This is a genomic window from Amycolatopsis sp. FBCC-B4732 (assembly GCF_023008405.1).
Taxonomy (GTDB): domain Bacteria; phylum Actinomycetota; class Actinomycetes; order Mycobacteriales; family Pseudonocardiaceae; genus Amycolatopsis; species Amycolatopsis pretoriensis_A.
In genome coordinates this window covers 4,181,404-4,206,812 of record NZ_CP095376.1, presented here as the reverse complement: position 1 = coordinate 4,206,812, position 25,409 = coordinate 4,181,404, and the positions used below count along the sequence as shown (strand labels likewise).

Sequence of the window (25,409 nt, the reverse complement as noted above, 5' to 3'; positions counted from 1 at the left end):
GTGCCGTTCCCTTTCCGGGGGTTGTTTCCGACACTGCGTGACATTACTCTGCTCGATATTCGTCACAGTGTGTCGAAATAGGAGTCCCGTGCCGAAGGAGTCACGATGACCGAGAAGATCGCCGAAGAGCCCGTCGAAGAGACCCCCGTCGCCGAAGACCTGCTGGTCGAGGAGGTCTCGATCGACGGGATGTGCGGTGTCTACTGAGCCGTTCGACCTGGACGCGGCCTGGCGGCTCGACAGCCGGGTCGCGATCCGGCCGGAACGGTTCGGGGCGCTGCTCTACCACTTCGGCACCCGCCGCCTGTCGTTCCTGAAGAGCCCGGCCCTGCTGGACGTCGTCCGGTCGCTGGACGCGCACCCGAGCGCCCGCGCCGCCTGCGCCGGTGCCGGGGTCGCGGCCCCCGAGCTGCCGCGCTACCGCGCCGCGCTCGCCGCACTGGCCGAGTCGCGGATGATCCAGCCGAGGAGTCTCTGATGTCCCTCGTGGACGAATTCCAGTACGGGCTCGACGCGCCCATCTGCCTCACCTGGGAACTGACCTACGCCTGCAACCTTTCCTGCGTGCACTGCCTTTCCTCCTCCGGGCGGCGCGACCCGCGCGAACTGTCCACAGTGGAGTGCAAGGCGCTGATCGACGAGTTCGAGCGCATGCAGATCTTCTACGTCAACATCGGCGGCGGCGAGCCGACCGTGCGCCCGGACTTCTGGGAGCTCGTCGACTACGCCACCGGGCACCACGTCGGCGTCAAGTTCTCCACCAACGGCGTCAAGATCACGCCCGAAGTGGCGCGACGGCTGGCCGGGAGCGACTACGTCGACGTCCAGATCTCCCTGGACGGCGCCACCGCCGAGGTCAACGACCACGTCCGCGGCCCCGGCTCCTACGCCACCGCGATCCGCGCCATGGAGCACCTCGCCGACGCCGGTTTCGAGAACTTCAAGATCTCGGTCGTCATGACGCGGCACAACATCGCCCAGCTCGACGCGTTCAAGGCGATCGCCGACCGCTACCGCGCCCAGCTGCGGATCACGCGGCTGCGCCCGTCCGGCCGCGGCGCCGACACCTGGGACGAGCTCCACCCGACCGCCGCCCAGCAGCGGGAGCTCTACGACTGGCTCGTGGCGCACGGCGAGAACGTGCTCACCGGCGACTCGTTCTTCCACCTGGCCGGCTACGGCGGCGGCGGGCTGCCGGGCCTGAACCTGTGCGGCGCCGGGCGGGTGGTGTGCCTGGTCGACCCGGTCGGCGACGTCTACGCCTGCCCGTTCGCCATCCACGACACCTTCCTGGCCGGCAACACCCGGTCCGAGGGCGGCTTCACACGCGTCTGGCGCGAATCCGAGCTGTTCACGGAACTGCGCAGCCCGCAAAGCGCGGGCGCGTGCACGTCGTGCTCGGCGTTCGACGCCTGCCGCGGCGGCTGCATGGCCGCGAAGTTCTTCACCGGCCTGCCGCTCGACGGCCCGGACCCGGAGTGCGTGCGCGGCCACGGCGAACTCGCGCTGGCGGGTGTCACCAGCGTCCCGAAGCCGTCGCTGGACCACTCGCACCGGCGGCGTCCGGTCCCGGTCACCATCGGGATGCGCCGCCCCTGCGACGAAAACCCGCTGGCCTGATGGTGCGCCTCGCGGACCTGTCCTCGCCCGGCGTCGCCGCCCGCGCGGCGGCGGGCGCGATCCTGGCGGTTCCGATCGGCGCGACCGAGCAGCACGGCCCGCACCTGCCGCTGACGACGGACACCGACATCGCCCTCGCCCTGTGCGACGGCCTGGCGGCGGCCCGCCCGGAAGTCCTGGTGGCGCCCGCGGTGCCGTACGGCTCGAGCGGCGAGCACGCGGGGTTCGCGGGGACGCTGTCGATCGGCCAGGGGGCGACGGAGTTGCTGCTGCTGGAGCTGGGCCGCTCGGCGGCGGAGACGTTCGGGCGGCTGCTGTTCGTGTCCGCGCACGGCGGCAACACCGGGCCGGTGACGCGTGCGGCGGCCCGGTTGCGGGCGGAGTCGCGGGACGTGTCGGTGTTCCGGCCGCGGTGGCCGGGGGAGCCGCACGCGGGCCGGGCGGAAACGGCTCTGCAGCTGACGATGCGGCCGGGCAGCGTCCGGATGGAACGAGCGGTCGTGGGGGATCGGCGCCCGATCGGGGAGCTGCTGCCGTTGCTGCGGGAGGGCGGGGTGCGGGCGGTAACGGCGACCGGCGTGCTCGGCGACCCGACCGGCGCGACCGCGGTGGAAGGCAAGGAACTGCTGGCCGGGCTGACGGCCGCGCTGGTGTCGCATGTGGACGAATGGAGGCGGGTATGACGCGCCGGACGGCGCTCGTCACCGGGGCCGCGCGGGGGATCGGGGCCGCCACCGTCCTGCGCCTGGCGCAGCAGGGCTACGCCGTCCTCGCCGTCGACGTGGCCGCCGACGAGCCCGCCCTGCCCTATCCCATGGGGACCGAAGCCGACCTCGCCGCCGTCGTCGAAAAAGCCGGTGAGCACGCCGCCGCTTTCGTCGCCGACGTGAGGGATCCCGCGGCCATGGCCGCCGCCGTCCGGGAAGCCGAACGACGCTGGGGTGGCCTCGACGTCGCCATCGCCGCCGCCGGGGTCATCGCCGGGGGAGTACCCCTGTGGGAGGTGCCCGAAGACCAGGAGCGGGCCGTCCTGGAGGTCGACCTCCACGGCGTCGTCCACCTCGCCCGCGCCGCCGTGCCCGCACTGCTCCGCAGGCCAAAACCGCGATCGGGGCGGTTCCTGGCCGTCGCTTCGGCCGCCGCCACGCGGGGGTTGCCCATGCTCGCCGCCTACTGCGCCGCGAAAGCCGGGGTCGCCGGGCTCGTCCGCGCGCTCGGTGCCGAACTGGGGGAGACCGGCGTGACCGCCAACGCCGTCAGCCCGGGCTCGACCGACACCCCGATCCTCGCCGAAAGCGCCCGCCTCTACGCCCTGCCCGACGCGGCCGCCTTCGCCGCGCAGCAACCCGTGCACCGCCTGCTCGACGCCGGCGAAGTCGCCGCCGTGCTGGCGTTCCTCGCCGGGCCGGACAGCGGGGCCGTGACCGGGGCCGTCGTGCCCGTGGACGGCGGGCTGGCCCTGTGACGCCGTTGCCACCCGGGTTCCGCATCGCCCTCGACCGCGACACCAAGCAGCTGACCGCCGACCTCCTCTTCGGCGGCTCCCCGGCCCGGGTCCTGCGGTTGACCGCCGCCGGGCAGGCCGCGCTGCGCGAACTCGCCGACGGCCCGGTCTCTTCCGCGGCCACCGGCGCGCTTGCCCGGCACCTCACCGACGCCGGGCTCGCCCACCCGCTGCCGCCCGAACCGGACCGCGCCGCGGACGTCACGGTCGTCGTCCCGGTCCTCGGCCGGCCCGGACCTCTGGCCCGCTGCCTCGCCGGACTCGGCGACCGGCACCCCGTCCTCATCGTCGACGACGGCTCCGAAGACCCCGCCGCCATCGCCGGGGTGGCCGCCGCGCACGGCGCGGGACTCGTGCGCCGGGACGTCAACGGCGGCCCCGGCGCCGCGCGCAACACCGCGCTGGACCACGTTCCCACCGAGCTGGTGGCCTTTGTGGACAGTGATTGCGTGCCCGCGCCCGGCTGGGTGGAGCCGCTGGCCGCGCACTTCGCCGACCCGCTCGTCGCCGCGGTCGCGCCCCGGGTGTGCCCGCTCGCCGCGGACACCGCGGCCGGCCGGTACACGCGCGCCGCCTCCAGTCTCGACCTCGGCGACCGGCCCGCGCGGGTCGCGCCCGGCACCCGGACGTCGTACGTGCCGACCGCCGCGCTCGTCGTCCGCCGGAGCGCGCTCGTCGAGGCCGGCGCGTTCGACCCCGCGCTGCGCGTCGGCGAGGACGTCGACCTGGTCTGGCGGCTGCACGCGGCCGGGTACCGGGTCCGGTACGCCCCCGACGTCACCGTCGGCCACCACGAACCGGAAACCTGGCGCGCCCTGCTGGGCCGGCGCGCCCGCTACGGCACTTCCGCCGCGCCGCTGGCGAAGCGGCACCCGGGCGCGCTTGCGCCGCTCGGGGTGCACCCGTGGCCCGCGCTGACCGTCGGCGCGCTGCTGGCCGGCCGTCCGCTGCTCGCCGCGGGCGGGTTCGCCGGCGCGGTGGGCGGCATGGTCGGCACCCTGCGCGCCCACGACGTCCCGCCCGACGGCGTCGTGCGCGCGATGGCCACCGCCGTGCACCAGACGTGGCTCGGCTGCGGCCGCTACGGCACGCAGTTCGCGGCGCCGCTGCTCGCCGCCCTCCTCGTCCCGCGGGGGTGGGGCCGCCGCGCCGCCGTGGCGTCGCTGCTGCTCGGCCCGCCGCTGACCGCGTGGGCCAAGACCCGGCCCGGACTCGATCCCGTCCGCTACACCGCGGCGGCGATCGCCGACGACGTCGCGTACGGCGGCGGCGTCTGGGCCGGCTGCCTGGCCCACCGCACGCTCGAGCCGGTCCGCCCGGCGCTCGTCCGGCGCCCGCTGCGCTTCACCACGAAGGGAACCCGATGACCACCTGGTTCGAATCCGTCGCGGAGGCCCAGCGGCGCGCGAAGAAACGGCTGCCCGCTTCGGTCTACTCCGCCCTCATCGCGGGCTCGGAGAAGGGCCTCACGCTGGCCGACAACCTCGGCGCGTTCGACGAACTGCGGTTCGCGCCGCGCACGGCCGGCCACCACGGGCAGCGCGATCTGGCCACGCACGTGCTCGGCCGCGACGTCGCCCTCCCGGTGCTGATCTCCCCGACCGGGGTGCAGGCCGTGCACCCCGACGGCGAGGTCGCGGTGGCCAGGGCGGCCGCCGCGCGCGGGACGTCGATCGGGCTGTCCTCCTTCGGCAGCAAGCCGATCGAGGAGGTGGTCGCCGCGAACCCGAACACGTACTTCCAGGTCTACTGGACGGGCACCCGCGACGACATCGAGCGGCGGCTGGACCGGGCCCGCGCCGCGGGGGCCGTCGGCATCATCCTGACGCTCGACTGGTCGTTCTCGCACAGCCGCGACTGGGGCAGCCCGCACATCCCCGAGCGGCTGACCCCGCGCGAGCTGCTGCGGTTCGCCCCGGAAGGCATCGCCCGCCCGCGCTGGCTGCTGGACTACGTCAAAACGCGGCGGCTGCCCGACTTGAGCGTGCCGAACATGGCGTCGCCGGGCGAAGAAGCACCGACGTTCTTCGGCGCGTACGGCCAGTGGATGCAGACGCCGCCGCCGTCGTGGGAGGACGTGGCCTGGCTGCGTGCGCAGTGGGATGGGCCATTCCTGCTCAAGGGTGTGATCCGGGTCGACGAGGCCCGCCGCGCGGTCGACGCCGGCGTCAGCGCACTGTCGGTGTCCAACCACGGCGGCAACAACCTCGACGGCACCCCGGCTACGATCCGCGCCCTGCCCTCGATCGCGGACGCGGTCGGCTCGGAGGTGGAAGTCCTGCTGGACGGCGGGATCCGCCGCGGCAGCGACGTCGTGAAAGCGCTGGCGCTGGGCGCCAAGGCGGTCCTGATCGGCCGCGCGTACCTGTGGGGCCTGGCCGCAGGAGGGCAGGCCGGGGTGGAAAACGTCCTCGACGTGCTGCGCAACGGGATCGATTCGACGGTGCTGGCGCTGGGCAAGAAGAGCGTCCACGAACTCACCCGGGAGGACGTGCTGGTGCCGGCGGGCTTCGCGGCCGAACTCGGGGCCGCGCACGAAGGTGGCCCGGACCGGAGCCCGGGCCACCTTCAGCGAACTCAGTAGCCGTACACGGTTTCGTAGACGCGCTCCTGCGCGTTCGTCGCCACGAGGCCGTTGGCCCACAGCGAGTTCACGCGGCTGCGCTCGGCCGAGTTCGGCACCGCGTTGGTGCAGGACGGGCCGGGGCCGCCACCCGACATCAGCTCCGAGCACGGGCCCGAGTAGTGGTCCGGCAGCCCGAGGGCGTGACCGGTCTCGTGCGCCGCAATGCGGGTCGGGTTGTACTGCCGGGCCTGGGTGTAGTCGATGAAGATGGTGCCGCTGCCGTGACCGTTGGTCGAGGCGTAGGACCCACGCGGGTCGTTGCCCTCGGTGTAGCGCAGGCTGGCGCCGGAGTTGCGCTCGACCAGTCTGACGTTGGTCACGCTGTTGTTCCAGTTGGCGGCACCGGCGTTGATCACCGAGCGGAACGACGGTGCGCTGGCGGTGCTGTAGTACACCGTCGTGACCGCGGCTTCCTGGTCCGTGGCGGCCGACGCGGTCCCCGCGGCGAGCGGGGTCATGGTCAGGGCGAGTGCGGCTGCGCCGACCAGGGCGAACTTCCTCGACATCGGAGAACTCCTCGTGGGGACGGGGATTTGCCGGAATTGCGCGCGCTGTCGAAAATTTACCCGGAAGACACGTTCGCCGGAGCCGACTAACGTAGGGGCCGGGAAGTGGTGATTTACCAACACCTTCGACGGGTTGACACGACCCTGGTCAGGTGCCCCGGGTCAGGTCGAGCAGCTGCCGCTCCAGCCTCCGCGCCGCCGCGACGTCGATGCCGACGCCCCACAGCGGTGCCGTGCTCGCCCCGTCGGCCGCCGCGACCACCAGCGTGACCACGTCCGCCGGCAGGCCGTCGTCGTGCAGCTCGCGGTCCCACCGCTCGGCGTCCGCGCGGGCCAGCCCGGCGATCTCCGGGATCGAGATCAGCTGGGCGATCAGCGCGATGTTCTCCCGGATCGCGACCTCGTCCTGCGACGTGTCCAGCGACGCCCGGACGTAGGCGCGCACGAGCCGGCCCGGGGCGGTGTCGGCCGGGTCGAGCGCCGCGTGGACCTCGGTGCGGAAGGTGTCGAGGATGTCCTGGGCGAGCGTGCGCACCAGCGCGTCCTTCGCCGGGAAGTGGTACAGCAGCCCGCCTTTCGACACCCCGGCCACCCGCGCGATGTCGTCGAGGGACGCCGAGATCCCGCGCGTGCGGATGGCGGTCGCGGCCGCGTCGAGCAGCGCCCGGCGCGTTTCCTCCGGGCTGCGCCCGGCTTTGCGAGGCATGCTCAGTCCTTTCCGGACGGAATCGTACGCCAGGCGATCAGCGCCGCGACGGCGGTGACGGCGGCCGCCGCCAGCGACGTGACCTGCATGGCGCCGGTGAAGGCGTCCCGGGCCGCCTGGGCGAGGTCCGACGCCGGGTCGAGCGCGGACACCGCCGAGGCGAGGGACTCCCGGACCTCGCCGGGCGCCCCGGTGGGCAGGAAAGCGCGGTACACCACGGTGACCAGCGAGCCGAGGAGCGCGATGCCCAGCGCCGCACCGAGTTCGTAGGCTGTTTCGGAGATCGCCGACGCCGAGCCCGCCTTGTCCCGCGGGACGGCGGACAGCACCGAGTCGACGGTCAGCGTCAGCGCCAGGCCGACGCCGAGCCCGACCGGTACCAGCGTCAGGCCCAGCCACCAGTACTGCGGCGCCTGCTCGGCGACCGCGACCAGGGTCAGCCCGAGCGCGGCGACGGCCAGGCCCGCGGCGACCGCCCGGCCCTGCCCGAGCCGCCGGACGACCACGCCGACGGCGCCCACGACGACGATCGAGGCCAGCGTCGCGGGCATCTCGGCGAGCCCGGCCCGCAGCGGCGAGAAGCCGCGAACCAGCTGCAGGTACTGCGAGAAGAAGAACAGCAGTCCCATCAACGCGAAGACCGAGATGAAGTTCGCGAGCACCGCGCCGCTGAAGGCGCCGTTGCGGAACAACCCGACGTCGATCAGCGGGTCGGCCGCCCGCCGCTGACGGCGGAGGAACAGCACGCCGGCGGCGACGCCGAGCACAGCGGCCACGGCCGCCTGGGCGTCGAGGCCCTCGCTGACGGCGTGCTTGACCGCGTACACCAGCGGCACGATCGCCACCATCGAGAGGGCCGCCGAGAGCAGGTCGAAGCGGCCCGGGTTCGGGTCCCGCGACTCCGGCAGCAGGAACGCGCCCGCGATCAGGAAGACCACGACGACCGGCACGTTGATCAGGAACACCGAACCCCACCAGTAGTGCTCCAGCAGGGTGCCGCCGACGAGCGGGCCGAGCGCGATGCCGCCGCCGGACCCGGCCGACCAGATCGCGACGGCGCGGGTGCGCTCACGCGGGTCGGTGAACAGCGTGCGGATCAGCGAGAGTGTCGAGGGCATGATCGTCGCGCCCGCGACGCCGAGCAGCAGCCGCGCGAGGACGAGCACGCCGGCGGTGGGGGAGAAGGCGGCCAGCACGGAGGCGAGGCCGAACGCGGCCGTGCCGAGGAGCAGCACCTTCTTGCGGCCGAAGCGGTCGGCGAGGTTGCCCGCCGTGACGAGCAGGCCGGCCAGCGCGAGCGAGTAGATGTCGCCGATCCACAGGATTTCGGTGGCGGTCGGCGCGAGCTCGCGGGTCAGGGACGGCACGGCGAGGTACAGCACGGTGCCGTCGATCGCGAGCAGGAGCACCGCGCCGACGAGCACGCCCAGCGCGGCCCACCGGCGACGGGGGCTGAGGGTCTGCCGGATCGGGGCGCGGGTCGTGGTCATGCCGACTACTATACCGTCTGGACGGTACAGTAACGCGGGTGAGCTCGGCCACGGAATGCCGGTCCCGGCCCGGCGGTTGTGGCTACGCTGGAGGAGTCGGGAGGAGCGGGATGACGGCCGAAGAGCTGATGATCGAGTTCGCGCTGACCCGGCTCGACCACCCGGACCTCGACCTCGAGGACATCGCGGCACTGGTCGTCCGCCGGGGCGGCCCCGAGCGAGAGCTGGAGTTCGCCTCCCGCAACCTGGCCGACCGCGGCGAACTGCGCGGCACGGCCTTCCGGACGGCGGTCGAGTACGTCCTGCGGGTGGTGCTGACCCTGCGCGGACCCTCGGCCTAGTTCACCTGTAATAACCGCCTCCGGCGCCGCGACTGTTCCAGGAACAGCTGGCTTCGGGGGCAGGAGAGTGCAAGTGGTCGATCCGGTCACGGCCAAGCTGGCCGGCGTCGCCGCGGAGACGATCCTCAAGCGGATCCGCCGGATGGCGGCTCGTCGTGGCTACGTGAAGGACTCCGCCGTCGCGGTCACGGAGCGGAAGCTCGAGAACCAGTACGAAGGGTACTGGCCGGCTTCGCTCATGCGGTTGCTGCCGCCCGGGCGCACCCAGCGGGACATCGACCGCTTTGTCCGGACTCCGGAGCTCCAGGCGTTTACGCGGTTGCTGATCGCCGCGCACATGCTGGACGGTCGCCCGGAACTCCGGAAGCGCTTGTTCGGGTCGATTCAGGACGCCCTGCTCGACTTCCTCCCGCCGGTCTTCGTCGCGGATCGGGAAGTCCCCTCGGAACCCGAACAGCGGATCGCCCGCTACCAAGCGGCCTTGCGCAAGTACGGCGCGGAGTTCTGTGAGCACCTCAGTGCCAGCTGCGATGCCGCGGCGGAGGACATCAAGCAACGTTCGGAAGATCCTGCGGTGGCTCACGCCTGGGCGTACAACCTGGTCGCCACCGACATCCTCCAAGCCGTCGAAGGCTCGCTGGCCCACCTCGCCCGTGACGTCCGCGAGCGGACGAGCCTGGACTGGGTTCCGCGGTACCGGGAGCAGTTCGTCGCCTACCACCGCGAGATCAACTCCCCCGACGTCAACGACCGGAAGACGATCGACTACGAGGACCTGTTCGTCGGCCCGACCGTGCTGCAGAGCGACCCGAAGACCCTGCGACCCTTTGACGACATCGGTGCTCAGCGGCCGGAAACCACCTTTCGCCGGTTTTGGGAAACCCTCGACCAAGCCGTGCTGCTCGGCGACCCGGGAGCCGGGAAGTCGACGTCCAGCACCGTGGCTGCCATCGAACTGTGCCGCCACGCCGGTGTGGTGCCGTTCGTCGTCGTGCTCCGCGAGGTGCCGGACCCCGGCTTCTACCTACCTGAGCTGCTCGTCCGCGTGTTGCGAAAGTACGAAGTCGCGGTGACACCGGACTCTCTGGAGAAGCTGCTTCGAGAAGGAAGTTCCCTGGTCGTCTTCGACGGCCTGGACGAGATAGCGGACGCCAGCCGGCGGGCGGACCTGGCGAAGAAGATCGAAACGGTCGCATGTGCGTACCCGTTCCTCAAGATCCTGGTCACCTGCCGGAAGGTGGGGTACCGGACGGCGGCGCTCAGCGACCGGCGGTTCAGCGTCTTCCAGGTCGGTCCCTTCTCGCGAGGGCAGACCCGGGAGTACGTGACCAAGTGGTTCACCACCCAGGCCGGGCTGAGCGGTCGGTACGTCGAGTATTCGGTCCACGACTTCCTCGCCGCCAGCAAGGAAATGCAAGACCTCACCCAGAACCCCCTCCTGCTCGCGTTCATGTGCGTGCTCTACCGGGGCTTGCGCACGCTTCCGACGGATCGCCCGTCGTTGTACGACAAGTGCGTGCAGCTGCTCCTCGGCGACCGGGACAAGGGAATCATCGACAATGTTCCGAGCATCGAGGACACGAAGACGGCGTTGTCCCGTATCGCCTCCGTCGAACTGGAGGGCGGGGACCAGGTCGGGCTAACCCGGTCGCAGATCGTCGAGGACCTGGTTCCCTTCCTCGTCTCGACGGTGTTCGCCACCGAGCGGGGGGCGGAAAGGTTTGTGCGCGACATGCTGGCCTGGTGCCGCGGCCGGGCGTGGATGTTCACGGATTTCGGTCCCGGCGACGACCACCGTGACCTGTTCACCTTCACCCATGCGAGCTTCCGGGAGTACTTCGGAGCGCTCTACTTCGTACGAACCCATCCCGATGTCGAGAGCGTGGTGGCCCACCTCTACCCGCTGGTCAGGGACGGCAAATCCGAAATCTACGCGCAGGTCTGCTGCGCGCTGTTCGAGCAGGGGCGGCTTTCCGGCGCCTCATCGGTGATCTCGGCCATCGTGGAGCGGTTGAAGGCCGACTACCCGGTGCTGCTCGACCGGGACCTGCGGGCCATCGGAACCGGGCAGGACCGCGCCCACGTGGACCGCGTGCGGTCCGTCGGGTCCGCGTACCTCGCGGGGATGGCCGATGGCCTCCCGCTCAGCCCGGAGGCGACCCGTTCGCTGGTTCGGCTGGCCCTCGAGCAGACGGCGCTCGGTGACAGCGCTTCGGTCGCCAGGTTACTGGATCCCGCCTACCGGCATCACGAGTCGATCCTCGAACTGATGGTCGAAGACCTCATCGCCAGTGTCGGCGCCCTGCGGGGCGAAGCGTTTGCCCGTCGCCAGGTCTGGTTCGCCATCCACGCGCGCTACCTGCTGGCCGGCGCCGCGCAAGGAGTACCGATCCGGCGCAAGGCCGTCGAATCACTCAACGGGGTCGTCAAGGCGATCGGTCCCTACCTGAAGCGGTACGACGGCGTGCTGGACATCGAGTACGCGATGTTCGTTCAGAGCGGGAACACCGAGTCGGAGAACTTCGTCAAGCTGGATGGAAGCCAGTTCTGCCAGGTCTTCGCGTTCCTCTTCGAGCAGTACACCGTTCCGATTCCCGGCGTCGGGCCGAGTTCCACCATTCGGTGGGTGTTCGACTCCTTCCGCAGCGAACACCGCGAGGCGATGCCCGTCGCCCGGGTCGCGGCCTTCCTCCGGAGCTTCGGTGCCGCCGTCGACGCGCACCTCGACCGGTTGTACGAGCTGTCGCCCCCTCAACACGCCGCGATCGCGGACTTCGGCTTCGAGGCCGTGCTGGCCCGGATCGCCGCCTACCCGGTCGAGTGCCGATCCAGCCTGCTCTTCCTGATCGCCGCGCAGATGGAACTCAACGAACGACTGGACCCCGTGTCCACCTACAGCGAGGATCGCGGCGTGGTCGAGGGCTGGGCGAGGCAGGTCGGGGTCGGCGAGCGGGTCGCGGTGCTGCTGGAGCAGTGGGCGCGCGGCGTGATCGACCTGTGGAGCCCGTTCGATCAGGGAACCAGCTGACCGGTCAGGCGCCGCTGGCCGTGCGGTGCAGGCCGCGGCGGTCGAAGACCAGCTCGCGGGCCGTGCCCAGCGCCGTCGCGATCGCGCCCGCCAGCACCGCGTCCTCGCCCAGCTGGCCGGCCGCGATCTCCGGGACGACGGGGATCGTCGCCGCCAGCGCGCGCCGCATCGGCTCGGCCAGCAGGTCCGCGTTGCCGCCGATGCCGCCGCCCAGCACGATCAGGCGGGGGTCCAGGACGGCCGTCACCGCCGAGACCACGTACGCCAGCTTCTCGGCTTCTTCCTCGACCACGCGCAGCGCCCGCGCGTCGCCTGACCGGGCCAGCCGGAACACGTCCTTCGCCGTGCGTGCCTTCGTCAAGCCCAGCGCGCGGGCCGCGTCGACCACCGCCTGGCCCGCGGCCGCCGTTTCGACCGGGCCGGGGCGGCGGGCGGCCGCGCCGGCGGGCAGCGGGCCGTAGGGCAGGTCCGCGATCTCGCCCGCCGCGCCGTGCGCGCCGCGGAACAGCTTGCCGTCGACCAGCAGGCCCATGCCGATGCCGGTGCCGACCGTCAGGCACACCAGCACGTCGACGCCGAGCGCCGCGCCGAGGGCGTGCTCGCCGACCGCGCACAGGTTCGCGTCGTTCTCCACCACGACGTCCGAGCCGGCGACGGCCAGCGCCGCGACGAGTTCGTGCAGCAGCCCGCGCCGCTCCCAGCCGGGCAGGTTGGGTGCGCGGTGCACCGTGCCGGTCGCCGGGTCGGGGACGCCGGGGGTGCCGACGACCGTCGCCACGACCTCGTGCGGCCGCAGCCCGGCCGCGGCCACCGCGCGTTCGACGGATTCGCTCACCGTGCGCACCAGCGCGCTCGCCGAGCGGCACCGGTTGGGCTCGTCGAGCCGGGCGACGATGCTGCCTTCGAGGTCGGCGACGGCGATCCGGATCGCGCGCCGCCCGATGTCGACGCCGACGACGTGCCCGGCGTCCGGCGCGGCCTGGTAGACGACCGCCGCGCGCCCCGGCCCGGCCAGGCTGCGCCCAGTGGTCCGGACCAGTCCGTGCTGCTCGAGGTCGAGCAGCGCCTGTCCGACCGTGGGTTTCGAAAGTCCCGTGTCCGCCGCGATCTGCGGTCGCGTCGCCTCGCCCTGGCCGCGAAGCCGGTCCAGGACCAGGCGCTGGTTCAGCGCCCGCATGTTCGCCGGGGTTCCCACCTGCGGCCCGTTTTGCCCCACTGAATCCTCCTGTGTTGCCGCAAGTTTATCCACGGAACTCTTTCGACTCCGCCCGTTCTATGTTAAGAAACTTTACTAACTACTAGCCGGAGGCACGTCGTGAGTTCACCCACTCGTTCAGGGGCGCCGCAACCGGCCCTTGAGCGCAAGATCGGCCCGCTGCAGGCGACCGCGATCAACATGACGCAGATGTGCGGTATCGGCCCGTTCGTCACGATCCCCGCCATGGTCGCCACCATGGGCGGGCCGCAGGCGATGTTCGGCTGGATCATCGGGGCGATCGTCGCGCTGGCCGACGGGCTCATCTGGGCCGAACTCGGCGCCGCCATGCCGGGCGCCGGCGGCACCTACCTGTACCTGCGCGAAGCGTTCCAGTACCGCACCGGACGGCTGATGCCGTTCCTGTTCGTGTGGAGCGCGGTGCTGTTCATCCCGCTGATCATGTCCACCGGCATCATCGGGCTCGTCCAGTACCTCGGCTACCTGATCCCCGGCGTCACCGACGACGCGGGCACCACGCCGCTGGGCAAGATCATCGGCGTCGGCATCACGCTCGTCATCGTCGCCGCGCTGTTCCGCAAGATCGGCCAGATCGGCAAGCTCACGACGGTGCTGTTCGTGGTCATGCTGATCGCGGTGCTCACCACCGTCGTCGCCGCGTTCACGCACTTCAGCGGCGCGCAGGCGTTCGCCTTCACCCCGGGCGCGTTCAGTTCGGCCGGCACGGGCACGTTCTGGGGCGGCCTCGGCGCCGGCCTGATCATCGCGATCTACGACTACCTCGGCTACAACACCAGCGCCTACCTCGGCGGCGAGGTCCGCGACCCGGGACGGACGCTCCCGCGGTCGATCCTCTTCTCCATCGTGGGCATCATGAGCCTGTACTTCCTGCTGCAGGTCGGCGTCCTCGGCTCGGTTCCGCTGGAAGAGCTGAAGACCGCCACCTCGGTCGCCTCGACCGTGCTGGAGCAGGCGTGGGGCACCGTGACGGCGAAGATCGTCACCGTCTTCATCGTCGTCGCGGCCATCGGCTCGGTGTTCGCCGGCCTGCTCGGCGGCTCGCGCGTGCCGTTCGAAGCCGCGCGGGACAAGGTGTTCCTGTCCATGTTCGGCAAGCTGCACCCCAAGCTGAACCTGCCGACCGCGGGCGTGCTCACCATGGGCGCCATCACGATCATCGGCTCGCTGTTCACGCTGACCGACGTCATCAACGCCGCCGTCTCCACCCTGGTCATCATCCAGTCGCTGGCCCAGGTCGCGGCCATCTGGACGCTGCGCCGCCGCCAGCCGGAGCTGAAGCGGCCCTACCGGCAGTGGCTCTACCCGCTGCCGACGCTGCTCGCGCTGGTCGGCTGGGTCTACATCTACGTTTCCGCGACGCCGCTGTCCATCGGGCTGTCGCTGGGCTGGATCGCCCTCGGCGCGCTCGCGTACCTCGTCTACGCCAAGACGGAGAACACGTGGCCGTTCGGTCCCAAGGAGATCAAGGAAGCTTTCGCCGCCGACCCGGAAGGGGCCCAGGCATGACCCGGAAACTCGCGGCGGTGGCCGCACTGGTGCTCGTCCCCGGCGTGCTCGCGGTCGCCGGCCCGGCCGCCGCTCAAGACACGCAGGCGTTCGCCAAGCCGCACGGGCTCACCACCATCGGCACGCAGGGCTGGCAGGTGCTGACCACCGCGAACGTCAAGGACGGCGGGGAAAAGGTCTCCACGCCGGGGTACGCCACCCGTGGCTGGCTGCCGGTGAAGCCGGACGACGCCGGCGCGCCCGGCACCGAGATCACCGCCCTCGTCCAGAACGGCAAGTGCCCGAACGTCTTCTACTCGGACAACATGCGCAAGTGCTTCGGGTACGTGGACAAGCTCGGCCCCGTCGTCACGAAACCGTTCTCCGACCCGTGGTGGTACCGGACCGACTTCGCTCCCGGCTTCAAGGCCGGCCAGCACGCGAAGCTGACCATCCCGGGCATCGTCGGCGAAGGCGACGTCTGGGTGAACGGCAAGCTCGTCGCCACGAAGGACATCGTCAGCGGCGCGTTCGCCGGGCACACCTTCGACGTCACGAAGCTGGTCAAGCCGGGCAAGAACACCCTGGCGATCAAGGTCTACCCGAACGACCCGCTGAAGATGTACACCCTCGACCAGGTCGACTGGGGCCAGATCCCGCCGGACAACAACACCGGCATCCAGTTCCCGCCGACCCTGCAGGTGTCCGACGCGCTCACCGGCGACAACGCCCACGTCGTGCAGGACAACGCCGCCGACCTGTCGAGCTCGAAGCTGACGGTGAAGGTCGACGTCACCAACGACGCGGCCGCGCCGCAGACCGGCGACGTCGCCGCGACGATCACCCCGCCCTCGGGCGCGCCGGTCGTCGTCAAGCAGCGCGTGACGATCCCCGCGAACACCAAGCGGACCGTGGCGTTCGCGCCGGTGAAGATCGCGCACCCGCGCGTCTGGTGGCCGTACTCGATGGGCGACCAGCCGCTGTACACGCTGAGCACCGCGGTCTCGCAGGACGGCACGCTCTCGACGTCGTCGAAGAGCACCTTCGGTATCCGCACGGTGACCTCGCGCCTGGTCGGGAAGTCCGCGGCCCTGCCGGAGGGCGCGCGGCAGTTCACGATCAACGGCAGGGACTTCGTGTTCCGCGGCGGCGGCTTCGCGCCGGACCTGTTCCTGCGCTACGACTCCGCCGACACCGCGCACCAGATCGCGCTGATCAAGAACATGGGCCTGTCCGGCGTCCGGCTCGAGGGCCACGACATGCCGCAGGACTTCTACGACCAGGCCGACCGCGCCGGGCTGCTCGTCATCGGCGGGTTCCTGTGCTGTGACGCCTGGCAGCCCGAGGACGCCTCGACGCTGACCGAGCGCGACTACCGGATCATGCACGACTCGGCGTACACGATCGCGCAGATGGAGCGGAACCACCCCAGCGTCTTCAACTACGGCTGGAGCGACAACGAGCCGGTGCCGCGCCAGGAGTCCGAGACGCTGAAGGCGTTCGGGGAAGCCGACTTCCAGGTGCCGGTGATCGCTTCGGCGGAGTACAAGAGCACGCCGACGCTGGGCCAGTCCGGGGAGAAGGAGGGGCCGTACGACTGGGTTCCGCCGTCCTACTGGTACGACAGCTCGCACTTCGACGCCGAGGATTCCTCCCGCACGAACGCCGGTGGCGCGTGGGGCTTCGCGAGCGAGCAGAGCGCCGGGCACACCGTGCCGACGCTCGACTCGATCAAGCGGTTCCTCTCGCCGACCGAGCAGGCGAAGCTCTGGCAGGACCCGGCGTACAACCAGTACCACGCGAACTTCGAGCCCGGTCACGGCGGTTACGCGTTCGGCACGCTGTACACGCTCGACCAGTCGATCCGGCAGCGGTACGGGAAGTGGACCTCGCTCAAGTCCTATGTGGACCTGGCGAACATCGCGAACTACGAGAACACGCGCTCGCAGTTCGAAGCCTTCCTGCACCACTCGAAGGACAAGGACAGCCCGTCGACCGGTGTCGTCTACTGGCAGCTGAACAAGGGCTGGCCGACGCTGCTGTGGTCGCTCTACAACGACGACGGCGACCAGGCGGGCGCGTTCTTCGGCGCCAAGAAGGCGAACCAGCCGCTGCACGCGCTTTACGGCTACGACAACGGATCCGTGACGCTCGACAACCTCGGCGCGGCGACGCAGTCCGGGCTTTCGGTGCAGGCCCGCGTGCTCGACACCGCGGGGAAGGTCCTCGACGACCAGACCGCGTCCGGCCTCTCGCTGGGTTCGCAGGGCGTGCGGACCGGGGTCCTGAAGCCCAAGGTCCCCGCCGAGACGAAGGCGCCGGCGAAGGCGCAGGTCTACTTCGTGGAGCTGCAGGTCAAGCAGGGCGGGAAGGTCGTCGACCGGAACGTCTACTGGCTGTCCACGCAGAAGGACGTCGTCGACTGGGGCAAGACGCTCGGCAACCCGCAGGCGACGCTGTCGCAGTACAGCAACCTGCAGGCGCTGCAGGACCTGCCGAAGTCGCAGGTCGCCGCCGTGGCGTCGACCCGCTTCGGCGGTGGCGACCTGGTCTCCACGGTGACCGTGACCAACACGTCGAAGACGCCGGGTGCCGCGTTCTTCCTGCGGGCCGACGTCCGCCGTGGCACGCCGGACGGCCGTGAGGCGGCGGGGGACAACCAGCTCGCGAACGCGACCTGGGACGACAACGACATCACGCTGTGGCCGGGCCAGTCGCAGACGCTGACGGTCACGTACAAAGCGTCGGACCTGCGGGGTGCGGCGCCGGTGATCAGCGTCGACGGGCTGAACACGGGCCGGATCGTGGTGCGGGGGAGCGGCGCGTGAGCGAGGACCGGATTCTCGGGATCGACTTCGGCGGCACGAAGGTGGCGCTGGGGCTCGCCGGCCGCGACGGCACCCTGCTGGCCACGCGCCGGCTGGACACCGACGCGCACGCGGGAGCCGAGCAGGTGGTGGTGCGCGCGCTGGCCGGGGCCCGGTCGCTCCTGGCCGAGGCGGGTGCCGAGCCGGCGGCCATCGGCGTCGTCAGCCCGGGGATCGTGCTGCCGGAGGAGATCCTGCTGGCACCGAACGTGCCGGGCTGGGAGCAGCTGCACCTGGCGGAGCTGGTGGCCGCGGAGTTCCCGGCCGTGCCGATCTCGGTGGGCACGGACGCGAAGGCGGCGGCACTGGCGGAATGGCGCTGGGGCGCACTGGCCGGCGCCGACCCGGCGGTGTTCCTCTCCCTGGGCACCGGCATCGCGGCAGCGGTGCTGGTCGGCGGCCGGTTGCTGACCGGCGCCAACGGAGCTGCGGGTGAGATCGGGTACAACCTGCTCTCACCGCAGGACACCGAGGGTTTCGCGAGCGGAGCGGCGCCGCTCGAGGAAGCCGTCGGTGGGCGTGGGCTGGGCGGCCGGGCGAGTGAGTTGCTCGGCCGCCCGGTCACCGCCGGGGAGCTGTTCGCACTGGCCAAGGAGAACGTCGAGGCCAAGGAACTGGTGACGGCGGCCCTGGACGAGCTGTCGATGCACGTGGCCAACCTGGCGATCGCCCTGGATCCCCAGCGCATCGCGGTCGGCGGGGGCTTGGTCCGCTCGGCGGACGTGCTGCTGCCGGCGCTGGCGGACCGCCTGGCGCACGCGGTCCCGTTCCCGCCCGAGCTGGTGTCGGCCCGGTTCGACCAGGACGCGGCGCTGCTGGGCGCGGTGGCGCTGGCGCTGGGAGGGTAGGCGTCCGGGTGGCGCACCGGTGCCCCGACCCGGCGCGCCACCCGGCATCACGGAACAGCGGCCGGGTTCCTCGCGACCTTCCCGGGCAGGACAGCCCGAGGGGAACCATGGACGCGATCAACGACTTCATCGAGGAGTACCTCAAGGGACCGGACGACCTGGTGAAGATCGTGCTCGGCTGGTCGATCTTCCCCGGCATCGTGCTGACCCTGTTCCTGCTGCACGGCTTCGTCACGTCGTGGCTGGACATCGGCAAGAAGGCGATCAAAGCCGCCCTCGCGGCGAAGGAGCTCGGCGACCGGATCACCCGCACGCCGCGCGGCCGGCTGGGTGCCGCGCTCGCGGTGACCGCGCTGGTGCTCGTCCTCGAAGCGGCGTGGGCGTTCGCCGCCGTCGTGATGGGCAACATCCTCTACTACGCCTACTACAAGGCTCCCGCCGAGTTCCCGGACCCGAAGCAGAACTTCCTCAGCCTGCCGCCGCACGAGGTCTTGTACCGGATCGACTGGCTGGGCTACAGCTTCTTCAGCTCGATCTACGTACCGCTGCTGCTGGTGCTGCTCGCCCTCACGGTGGCGCGGCCGGCGTGGATCGGCAACCTCGGCGTGTGGATCGCGAACCTGCCCATGATCGTGCTGGTGGTGACCACCGCGTTCGTGGTCTTCATCGAGCTGGTCCTCGACGTCTGGTTCGGCGGCGCACCGATCGCGAAGTACCCCGAACTGGCGTGGCAGGGGAGCTTCCTCGGGATCGCGGCCGTGTTCGCACTGGCCTCCCTCGCCGCGTTCTCGGCCGTCGCCCGGCTCCGCGGTCAGTGGGCGGTGCTGCTCGGCCGCCCGGCCTAGGCTCCGGCCGCCGCCGGCTCCTCGGTCCGCTCGAAAGCCGCCGGCGAGAGCTGGAACCACACCAGCACCGCGCTCAGCGCCTGCACCGCCGCGGCCATCACCCACACGCCCCGCAGGCTCCAGTGCGCCGCGACCAAACCGCCGGTCAACGCACCCAGCGGCGTCAACCCCCAGGCCAGCGCCCGGTGGCTGGTCAGCACCCGGCCCAGCAGCGGGGCCGGGGTGAAGCGCTGGCGGCTGGACTGCGAGCAGACGTTCCAGACCAGCACCGTCGAGGTCAGGAACACCAGCACCACGCCGATCAGCGGCGGCCACGGCGGGAGCACCGCCAGCAGCAGCGGAGCCACCGCGCCCAGGCTCTGCGCCAGCCGCATCGACCACGAATAGCCGAGGCGGTCGACGATGCGCTGGACCACGAACGACGACACCACCCAGCCGACCGCCATGCACGCGAGCAGCAGGCCGTAGCCGACCGAGCCGACGTGCAGGATCTGCGTCGCGTACAGCACGAACATCGCGTTGCCGGCGCTCGCGGCGAACGAACCGAGCGCGACGTTCAGCGTGATCGAGCGCAGCAGCGGCGTCCGGACCAGGTGGGTGAGCCCGGCTGAGAGGTCGCGCAGCGGGTGGGTGCGCGCGGCGACCACGGACGTCGACGGGATGCGGCGGGTCAGCAGCAGCGCCAGCAGCGCGCAGGCGGCCGCCAGCCACGCGGGCGCCCCGGCCGTGACGGCGACCAGGAAGCCGGTCAGCGGCGGCACGACGAACTGCACCACGCCCCGGTCGATCACCGTCAGCCGCGCGTTGGCGTGGGCCAGGCGGTCCGGGGCGACCAGCTCGGGCACGAGCGCGCCGCTGGCGCCGTCGCCGAGCACCTGCGCGGAGGTGACGACGAACGCGACGACGAGCAGCACCGGCAGGCTCAGCGACCCGGCCGACGCGACCGCCCCGAGCACCAGCGCGGCCCCGACCTGCACGGCGTAGGCCCAGGCCAGCACGGCGGTCCGCCGCACGCGGTCGATGAGCACCCCGGCGAACAGCGACAGCAGCAGCCACGGCGCCTGCCCGGCGACGTTGACCAGCGAGATCTCCCGCGGATCGGTCGTGACGGACACGGCGAGCAGGGGCAACGCGGCCAGCATCAGCCCTTCGGCGGACGAACCGGACACCGCGACAGCCTGCAACCGCACCCATCTGCTCGCCATGATCACCACCCTGCCCAAGCCCGGCCCACGGCCCAACCGATTTACGGCCGCCGGCGCCCCACGCCGAGGCGGTTCGTCAGCGGTGCCGAGCCGATCCCGTGCAGGACCACGCTGCCCAGCACGCAGACCACCGTGATCGTCAGCACGACGTCTTCGTCGCCGGTGGCGAGCCCGTTGAGCGCGAGCAGGCCGAACACGATCGACGTCGTCCCGCGCGGGCCGAGTGCGCCGATGAGGAACCGGTCGCGGCCGGGCAGGTCCGTCTTGAGCAGGGACAGCAGCACCGGGCCGATGCGCAGGACGGTCAGCGCGGCGAGGCAGAACACCACGACCTGCCAGCTCAGCCCGAACTGGACCACCAGCACGCTGATCGCGCCGACCACGAACCACATGCCCATGGTCAGCAGGCCGGTGACCTCCTCCAGCAGCTGCAGCTCGGCCGTCGGGCTGGTCAGGACGTCGCGGGCCCGCTCCGGCACCTTGCGGATGTAGGCGGCGGCGCTGCCGCGGAAGACGTACCGGAACGCGATGCCGCACACGAACGAGGCGACGAAGCCGTTGCCGCCGATCGCGACGGTCGCCGCGTAGGCCAGCAGCGGGGTCGTCAGCACGGCGATCCGGCGGCCCTGCGCGGACGTCCAGCCGGCGCGGGCGGCGAGGAACAGCAGGAGCCCGATCAGCGCGCCGATCGCGGCGCCCATGATGACCGCCTTGATGGCGAACGGCAGCGCCGTCGCGAGCGCGTCTTCCGCGGTGTTCTGCTGGTTGTCGGTCCGCGCCAGGATCAGCGCGAACAGGAACACCGGCGAGACGAGCCCGTCGTTGTAGCCGCTTTCGATGTTGAGGACGCCGCGCACCCGCGTCGTCAGGTTGCGGTCGCGGACCACGCGCTCGGCCGCGGCGAAGTCGCTCGGGATCACGATGCACGCGATCAGCAGGAGCAGCGGCCACGACAGGTCGGGCAGGAGCACGGCCCCGAGCAGCACGGCCAGCGCGATGCTCACCGGCATGGCGATGAGCAGGACGCGCGCGACGAGGCCGGGGGAGCGGCCCCACAGCCGTCCGCCGCGGACCTCGGTGGCGTCGACGAACAGCAGCATCGCGAGGATGAGCTCGGCGACGTGCTGGGCGATCTCGGTGTTGAACACCTCGACCAGCGCGTCCGGCGCCACGGTCAGCGCGGCCGCGGCCCCGCACACCACCATCAGCACCGGGGCGGCGATGTTCCACCGGTCGAGCTGCGCGGCCGCGAGCGAGCGGAGCAGGAAGGCGGCCGAAAGCACCAGGAGTGCGGGGATGAACATCGGGCTCCACGGCTGGGGGGCGGCTTCGGGTCGCCGCCGAGCCTACCGTCCGATGTGGAGGGAGACGTGGCTCACGGGACCACGAGGACCGGCCAATGACCCGCCCGGATGAGCTTCGTCGCGACCGAACCCGCGAACCGGTGCCCGGCCTTCTGGGAGGCACCGACCACCACCGTGTCGGCCTGGCAGCGGTCCGCGGTGTCCCGGAGCGTCGCGTACGGGTCGCCGAACGACGTCACGAACGTGACCGGCACCCCCAGCTCCTCGGCCGCTTCGCGCATCTGGCCGCGCAGTTCCGCCGAGAGGCGGGTGGCCGTGTCGTGGTCGATCAGCGTCGCGACGGCCGGCCGCAGCGGCATGAGCGGCGCGTGGCCGGCGACGAACGCGACGACCAGCCGGCTGCCCTGCCGCCGTGCCATGCCGAACGCGAAGGCCGCGGCCCGCATGGCCGTGTCGGAGCCGTCCACCCCCGCCAGGATGGCCCGCGCCGCCGGGTCGCGACGCGGGCCGAAGTGCTCCACAGTGGACTGGAACGCCCCCTCCATCGGGTCCACCCCTACCGCGCGGCCGGTTCCGGCGCGGCGGGCTCGCCGTCCTTGTCCAGGTCGATCGTCGTGCGCAGGGTGATCGGCTTCAGCAGCAGCGCCGCGAGGACACCGACGACCGCGACCGCCGCCGAAATCAGGAAGATGTGTGCGGTCGCGTCGCCGTACACCGTGTGCACGACCGCCTGGACCTCCGGCGGCAGCGCCTTGAGGTTCAGCGCGCTGACCCCGCCCGTCGACGCCTGGCCCGCCGGCACGTGCAGGGCCGCGGCCAGGTCGGCGGAGACGCGGTTGGCGAGGACGGCGCCGAGCACCGACACGCCGATGGTGCCGCCGAGGGACCGGAAGAACGTCACCGACGCGCTCGCCGCGCCGAGGTCGCGCAGCGGGACGTCGTTCTGCACGGCCAGCACGAGGTTCTGCATGGTCATGCCCACGCCGAGACCGACCACGGCCATCGCGATCCCGACGATCCACAGCGGCGTGGCGTGGTCGACCGTGCCCAGCGCGAGGAAGCCGACGACCAGGGTGATCGTGCCGCCCACGATGTACGGCTTGATCTTGCCGGTGCGGCTGATCAGCCGTCCGGAGACGGTCGAGGACACGAGCACGCCCGCCATCAGCGGCATGGTCAGCAAGCCGGCTTCGGTGGGGGTGTAGCCGCGGCCGATCTGGAAGTACTGGCCGAGGAACACCGCGCCGCCGAACATCGCCATGCCGACCGCGAGGCTCGCGAGGATCGCCAGCGCCGGCGTGCGCTGGACGACGATCTTCAGCGGCACGACCGGTTCACGGACCTTCGTCTCCACCAGCACGGCGAGCGCGAGCAGCACGAGCCCGCCCGCGACCATGACCCCGGTCTGCCAGGAGAGCCAGTCGAAGGCGTTGCCGACGAAGGAGACCCAGATCAGCAGCACGCTCACGCCGGCCGCGATCAGCGCGGCGCCGAGGTAGTCGACCTTCACGTCGTCGCGGCGCACGGTCTCCAGCTTGAGGGTGCGCTGCAGCACGATGAACGCGAGCACCGCGATCGGGACGCCGACGAAGAAGCACCAGCGCCAGCCCAGCCACGGCACGTCCACGATCAGGCCGCCCAGCAGCGGCCCGCCGACCGTGGCGACCGCCATGACGGCGCCGAGGTAGCCGTTGTACCGGCCGCGCTCGCGCGGCGGGATGATCGCGGCGATCACGACCTGGACCAGCGCCTGCAGGCCGCCGACGCCGATGCCCTGGAACGCGCGCGCGGCGATCAGCTGGCCGGTGTCCTGGCTGAACCCGCTGATCGTCGAGCCGGCCACGAAGATCACGATCGCGACCTGGACCAGCGTCTTCTTGTTGAACAGGTCGGCGAGCTTGCCCCAGATCGGGGTGGTGGCCGTCGCCGCGAGCAGCGTGGCCGTGACGACCCACGTGTACTGCGTCTGGGTGCCGTTCAGCGAGCCGATGATCAGCGGCAGCGACGTCGACACGACGGTCGAGCTGATCATGGCCACGAACAGGGCCAGCAGCAGGCCGGACAGCGATTCGAGCACTTCGCGGTGCCGCATCGCCCCGGACGGGTCGGTTGTTTCGGACTTCATGGCATCCCTTCGCACGATCCGGGCAAGTATTGCTCATTGGGCAAACTTGCGCAATGAGCAACTTATTCCCGTCGCTAGGCTGCCTGCATGGACATCCCCGGCTCGCTGCGCGACCGCAAGAAGGCGGCGACGCGGCAGTCGCTGCACGAGGCGGCGCTGCGGCTGGCGATGGAGCACGGGCTCGACGGCGTGACGGTCGAGGACATCGCCGACGCCGTGGGCGTGTCGCGGAGGACGTTCTCCAACTACTTCGCGAACAAGGAGGACGCGGTCCTGCACGCCGACCGCGAGCGCACCCGCGAGCTGGTGTCCCTGGTCGAGGGCAGGCCGGCGGGGGAGCAGCCGTGGCCGGCGCTGCGCGCGGCGAGCCGCGACCTGAACCGCGCGGGGGCCGCGCCCGACCGCGAGTGGGTGGCGCAGCTGCGCCTGCTGCGACGGCATCCGTCGCTGCTGGCCCGGCAGGCGGGCGACCAGATCGCGCTGGAACGCGACCTGGCCACCGTGCTGGTGACGCGCGAGCCCGGCCTGGCCGAGGGAACGGCCCGCCTGATGGCGGCGACGTTCCTCGCCGCGTTGCGCACCGGAGCCGTGCTGTGGCTGGAAAGCGCGGACGAACGCCCACTGGCCGAACTGGTGGACGACCTGCTCGGCCGCGTTCACTTCGATTGAGTTCGCGGGGTGTTCGACGGTCCGGCCGAGCACCCCAGTGGGGTTGTTTCATCGTGGTTTGTGCTGGTCATGCCGGGTTGACCAGCTGTGGTAACGGTCAGGCTCCTGCCACCCTGTCAGCATCACGGACGCGTTGCTCGTGCTGGCTCAACACCAGCAACGCCCGCAAAAAGGTCGTGGCATAACGAGAGTGCAACCGCAGCTTGTCCAGTCCTGGCGCATCGCCGAGAAAGCCGCGTTGGCCTGCCGCTGCCCCGCGTCCACCGCCGGCTCGCTTCGGCTTTGCCGGGCGTGAGCACGATCTGCTCACACGCCCCGCCGCACCGGTTGCAAGCACGCGTGTCGCGGATGTCTTTGTGCCAGCCGTGGAACCCTCTGACCCCGGCCGGGGACAGACCGTGGGTGTGCACCCGTTCCCGCAGGCGCAACCGGCGGGAGGCGGCGATGTCGGCGGTCCGGCCTGGCAGCACCGCCGAGACCCACATCAGCCGGCCCGTCTCGTCGGTCACGCCGAGCACGACCAACCCGTGCTGTTTGCGGTTGCCGCTGCAATTGGCCCGGTTGGCGCGGTGGGTGCGGCGGCGGGTCCGGATCAAGGTCCCGTCCACCAGTACCACCGACGCACCGGAGCGGGCCAGCCGGTTCAACACCTGCCCCGACCGGCGAGCACGAGCGGCCGGCAGGGCGATGACCTCCAGCACCCAGCGCCGCACCGTGGAGGCCGCTACACCCTGACCGCCGCCGATGTGAGCCAGCCGCGAGTCATGGCGCAGCACCGTCAGCACCACCAGTGCCTGCTCGACCCGGGGCGGCTTTGCAGCATCGTGACCGCACCCGCCGCCGTCGTGTCCGGATCGGTTCGGCGACCAGATGCAGGGTCTGGCGGGAAAGGGGATGGTGACCTGGTGGGAAAGAGAACCGAAGCCCTCGGCGGGTTGTTGACTCGCATCTCGAACTTGCCGAGGGCTTCGCCCATGTCCGGGTCACCACGCCGGTCCCGGCG

23 protein-coding genes are annotated in these 25,409 nt (G+C 71.5%); 14 read left to right on the top strand and 9 right to left on the bottom strand.

Annotated elements, in window-relative coordinates:
* Nucleotides 1-105 precede the first annotated feature (105 nt).
* From mftA to mftD, 7 genes are read left to right on the top strand one after another with little or no spacing between them, the layout of a single operon-like run.
* Complete coding sequence (mftA, locus tag MUY14_RS18365) at nt 106-207, top strand: mycofactocin precursor MftA (protein ID WP_125307730.1); 102 nt, start codon at nt 106-108, stop codon at nt 205-207.
* Nucleotides 197-478 carry a mycofactocin biosynthesis chaperone MftB gene (gene mftB / locus MUY14_RS18360; protein ID WP_247024226.1) on the top strand — a complete coding sequence of 94 codons (282 nt, stop codon included), beginning with the start codon at nt 197-199 and terminating at the stop codon, nt 476-478. The genes mftA and mftB overlap by 11 nt, the downstream gene beginning before the upstream one ends.
* Entirely contained in the window at nt 478-1,620 is a 1,143-nt protein-coding gene (gene mftC / locus MUY14_RS18355) for a mycofactocin radical SAM maturase (RefSeq protein WP_247024225.1), read from the top strand. Before mftB ends, mftC begins: the two co-directional genes overlap by 1 nt.
* Complete coding sequence (gene mftE / locus MUY14_RS18350; RefSeq protein ID WP_247024224.1) at nt 1,620-2,303, top strand: mycofactocin biosynthesis peptidyl-dipeptidase MftE; 684 nt, start codon at nt 1,620-1,622, stop codon at nt 2,301-2,303. The genes mftC and mftE overlap by 1 nt, the downstream gene beginning before the upstream one ends.
* A complete protein-coding gene (locus tag MUY14_RS18345; RefSeq protein ID WP_247024223.1) occupies nt 2,300-3,085 on the top strand; it encodes a mycofactocin-coupled SDR family oxidoreductase in 786 nt (261 codons plus the stop codon). Before mftE ends, MUY14_RS18345 begins: the two co-directional genes overlap by 4 nt.
* A complete protein-coding gene (mftF, locus tag MUY14_RS18340) occupies nt 3,082-4,491 on the top strand; it encodes a mycofactocin biosynthesis glycosyltransferase MftF (RefSeq protein ID WP_247024222.1) in 1,410 nt (469 codons plus the stop codon). The genes MUY14_RS18345 and mftF overlap by 4 nt, the downstream gene beginning before the upstream one ends.
* Complete coding sequence (gene mftD / locus MUY14_RS18335) at nt 4,488-5,708, top strand: pre-mycofactocin synthase MftD (protein WP_247024221.1); 1,221 nt, start codon at nt 4,488-4,490, stop codon at nt 5,706-5,708. The genes mftF and mftD overlap by 4 nt, the downstream gene beginning before the upstream one ends.
* Here the strand turns inward: mftD and MUY14_RS18330 are convergent.
* The 3 genes from MUY14_RS18330 to MUY14_RS18320 all read right to left on the bottom strand — a co-directional run bounded on the left by MUY14_RS18330 (nt 5,702) and on the right by MUY14_RS18320 (nt 8,452).
* A complete protein-coding gene (locus MUY14_RS18330) occupies nt 5,702-6,256 on the bottom strand; it encodes a snapalysin family zinc-dependent metalloprotease (RefSeq protein ID WP_247024220.1) in 555 nt (184 codons plus the stop codon). The two genes, mftD and MUY14_RS18330, sit on opposite strands and share 7 nt — an antisense overlap.
* Before the next feature lie 148 nt (nt 6,257-6,404).
* Complete coding sequence (locus tag MUY14_RS18325; RefSeq protein WP_247024219.1) at nt 6,405-6,962, bottom strand: TetR/AcrR family transcriptional regulator; 558 nt, start codon at nt 6,960-6,962, stop codon at nt 6,405-6,407.
* Nucleotides 6,963-6,964: 2 nt separating this feature from the next.
* Nucleotides 6,965-8,452, bottom strand: coding sequence for an MFS transporter (locus tag MUY14_RS18320; RefSeq protein WP_247024218.1), 1,488 nt, complete (start codon nt 8,450-8,452; stop codon nt 6,965-6,967).
* Nucleotides 8,453-8,562: 110 nt separating this feature from the next.
* Here MUY14_RS18320 and MUY14_RS18315 point away from each other — a divergent pair, with 110 nt between their 5' ends.
* Both MUY14_RS18315 and MUY14_RS18310 read left to right on the top strand, forming a co-directional pair.
* Nucleotides 8,563-8,793 (top strand): hypothetical protein, encoded by a 231-nt coding sequence (locus MUY14_RS18315; protein WP_247024217.1) that lies wholly within the window; start codon nt 8,563-8,565, stop codon nt 8,791-8,793.
* 73 nt (nt 8,794-8,866) lie between these two features.
* Complete coding sequence (locus tag MUY14_RS18310; RefSeq protein WP_247024216.1) at nt 8,867-11,821, top strand: NACHT domain-containing NTPase; 2,955 nt, start codon at nt 8,867-8,869, stop codon at nt 11,819-11,821.
* 4 nt (nt 11,822-11,825) lie between these two features.
* On the opposite strand, the gene MUY14_RS18305 is transcribed toward MUY14_RS18310, so the two are convergent.
* On the bottom strand, nt 11,826-12,998 hold the full coding sequence (locus tag MUY14_RS18305; protein WP_247025165.1) for an ROK family transcriptional regulator: 1,173 nt from the start codon (nt 12,996-12,998) through the stop codon (nt 11,826-11,828).
* 138 nt (nt 12,999-13,136) lie between these two features.
* On the opposite strand from MUY14_RS18305, the gene MUY14_RS18300 reads away from it, so the two are divergent.
* From MUY14_RS18300 to MUY14_RS18285, 4 genes are all read left to right on the top strand, one after another.
* The gene (locus MUY14_RS18300; RefSeq protein ID WP_247024215.1) at nt 13,137-14,564 is read left to right on the top strand and encodes an APC family permease; all 1,428 of its coding nucleotides are present in this window, start codon (nt 13,137-13,139) and stop codon (nt 14,562-14,564) included.
* Nucleotides 14,561-17,371 carry a glycosyl hydrolase 2 galactose-binding domain-containing protein gene (locus MUY14_RS18295; RefSeq protein ID WP_247024214.1) on the top strand — a complete coding sequence of 937 codons (2,811 nt, stop codon included), beginning with the start codon at nt 14,561-14,563 and terminating at the stop codon, nt 17,369-17,371. Before MUY14_RS18300 ends, MUY14_RS18295 begins: the two co-directional genes overlap by 4 nt.
* On the top strand, nt 17,368-18,258 hold the full coding sequence (locus MUY14_RS18290) for an ROK family protein (protein WP_247024213.1): 891 nt from the start codon (nt 17,368-17,370) through the stop codon (nt 18,256-18,258). Before MUY14_RS18295 ends, MUY14_RS18290 begins: the two co-directional genes overlap by 4 nt.
* A 107-nt stretch (nt 18,259-18,365) precedes the next feature.
* A complete protein-coding gene (locus MUY14_RS18285; RefSeq protein WP_247024212.1) occupies nt 18,366-19,103 on the top strand; it encodes a hypothetical protein in 738 nt (245 codons plus the stop codon).
* On the opposite strand, the gene MUY14_RS18280 is transcribed toward MUY14_RS18285, so the two are convergent.
* The 4 genes from MUY14_RS18280 to MUY14_RS18265 form a co-directional block, all read right to left on the bottom strand.
* Nucleotides 19,100-20,308 carry an MFS transporter gene (locus tag MUY14_RS18280; RefSeq protein WP_247024211.1) on the bottom strand — a complete coding sequence of 403 codons (1,209 nt, stop codon included), beginning with the start codon at nt 20,306-20,308 and terminating at the stop codon, nt 19,100-19,102. The two genes, MUY14_RS18285 and MUY14_RS18280, sit on opposite strands and share 4 nt — an antisense overlap.
* Before the next feature lie 41 nt (nt 20,309-20,349).
* Nucleotides 20,350-21,612 (bottom strand): cation:proton antiporter, encoded by a 1,263-nt coding sequence (locus MUY14_RS18275; protein ID WP_247024210.1) that lies wholly within the window; start codon nt 21,610-21,612, stop codon nt 20,350-20,352.
* Nucleotides 21,613-21,683: 71 nt separating this feature from the next.
* Entirely contained in the window at nt 21,684-22,157 is a 474-nt protein-coding gene (locus MUY14_RS18270; protein ID WP_247024209.1) for a universal stress protein, read from the bottom strand.
* An 11-nt stretch (nt 22,158-22,168) separates the two neighbouring features.
* Entirely contained in the window at nt 22,169-23,737 is a 1,569-nt protein-coding gene (locus MUY14_RS18265) for an MDR family MFS transporter (RefSeq protein ID WP_247024208.1), read from the bottom strand.
* An 87-nt stretch (nt 23,738-23,824) separates the two neighbouring features.
* On the opposite strand from MUY14_RS18265, the gene MUY14_RS18260 reads away from it, so the two are divergent.
* Nucleotides 23,825-24,406, top strand: coding sequence for a TetR/AcrR family transcriptional regulator (locus tag MUY14_RS18260; RefSeq protein ID WP_247024207.1), 582 nt, complete (start codon nt 23,825-23,827; stop codon nt 24,404-24,406).
* A 122-nt stretch (nt 24,407-24,528) separates the two neighbouring features.
* Here the strand turns inward: MUY14_RS18260 and MUY14_RS18255 are convergent, their stop codons facing one another.
* On the bottom strand, nt 24,529-25,194 hold the full coding sequence (locus tag MUY14_RS18255) for a transposase family protein (RefSeq protein ID WP_247024206.1): 666 nt from the start codon (nt 25,192-25,194) through the stop codon (nt 24,529-24,531).
* Between the last annotated feature and the right edge of the window lie 215 nt (nt 25,195-25,409).

Excerpts from the sequence above, each read along its gene's own strand:
- mftA (WP_125307730.1), top strand. The coding sequence starts at position 106 with ATGACCGAGAAGATCGCCGAAGAGCCCGTCGAAGAGACCCCCGTCGCC.
- mftC (WP_247024225.1), top strand. The coding sequence starts at position 478 with ATGTCCCTCGTGGACGAATTCCAGTACGGGCTCGACGCGCCCATCTGC.
- mftE (WP_247024224.1), top strand. The coding sequence starts at position 1,620 with ATGGTGCGCCTCGCGGACCTGTCCTCGCCCGGCGTCGCCGCCCGCGCG.
- MUY14_RS18345 (WP_247024223.1), top strand. The coding sequence starts at position 2,300 with ATGACGCGCCGGACGGCGCTCGTCACCGGGGCCGCGCGGGGGATCGGG.
- mftD (WP_247024221.1), top strand. The coding sequence starts at position 4,488 with ATGACCACCTGGTTCGAATCCGTCGCGGAGGCCCAGCGGCGCGCGAAG.
- MUY14_RS18330 (WP_247024220.1), bottom strand. The coding sequence starts at position 6,256 with ATGTCGAGGAAGTTCGCCCTGGTCGGCGCAGCCGCACTCGCCCTGACC.
- MUY14_RS18325 (WP_247024219.1), bottom strand. The coding sequence starts at position 6,962 with ATGCCTCGCAAAGCCGGGCGCAGCCCGGAGGAAACGCGCCGGGCGCTG.
- MUY14_RS18320 (WP_247024218.1), bottom strand. The coding sequence starts at position 8,452 with ATGACCACGACCCGCGCCCCGATCCGGCAGACCCTCAGCCCCCGTCGC.
- MUY14_RS18315 (WP_247024217.1), top strand. The coding sequence starts at position 8,563 with ATGACGGCCGAAGAGCTGATGATCGAGTTCGCGCTGACCCGGCTCGAC.
- MUY14_RS18305 (WP_247025165.1), bottom strand. The coding sequence starts at position 12,998 with ATGCGGGCGCTGAACCAGCGCCTGGTCCTGGACCGGCTTCGCGGCCAG.
- MUY14_RS18295 (WP_247024214.1), top strand. The coding sequence starts at position 14,561 with ATGACCCGGAAACTCGCGGCGGTGGCCGCACTGGTGCTCGTCCCCGGC.
- MUY14_RS18285 (WP_247024212.1), top strand. The coding sequence starts at position 18,366 with ATGGACGCGATCAACGACTTCATCGAGGAGTACCTCAAGGGACCGGAC.
- MUY14_RS18280 (WP_247024211.1), bottom strand. The coding sequence starts at position 20,308 with ATGGCGAGCAGATGGGTGCGGTTGCAGGCTGTCGCGGTGTCCGGTTCG.
- MUY14_RS18275 (WP_247024210.1), bottom strand. The coding sequence starts at position 21,612 with ATGTTCATCCCCGCACTCCTGGTGCTTTCGGCCGCCTTCCTGCTCCGC.
- MUY14_RS18270 (WP_247024209.1), bottom strand. The coding sequence starts at position 22,157 with ATGGAGGGGGCGTTCCAGTCCACTGTGGAGCACTTCGGCCCGCGTCGC.
- MUY14_RS18265 (WP_247024208.1), bottom strand. The coding sequence starts at position 23,737 with ATGAAGTCCGAAACAACCGACCCGTCCGGGGCGATGCGGCACCGCGAA.
- MUY14_RS18260 (WP_247024207.1), top strand. The coding sequence starts at position 23,825 with ATGGACATCCCCGGCTCGCTGCGCGACCGCAAGAAGGCGGCGACGCGG.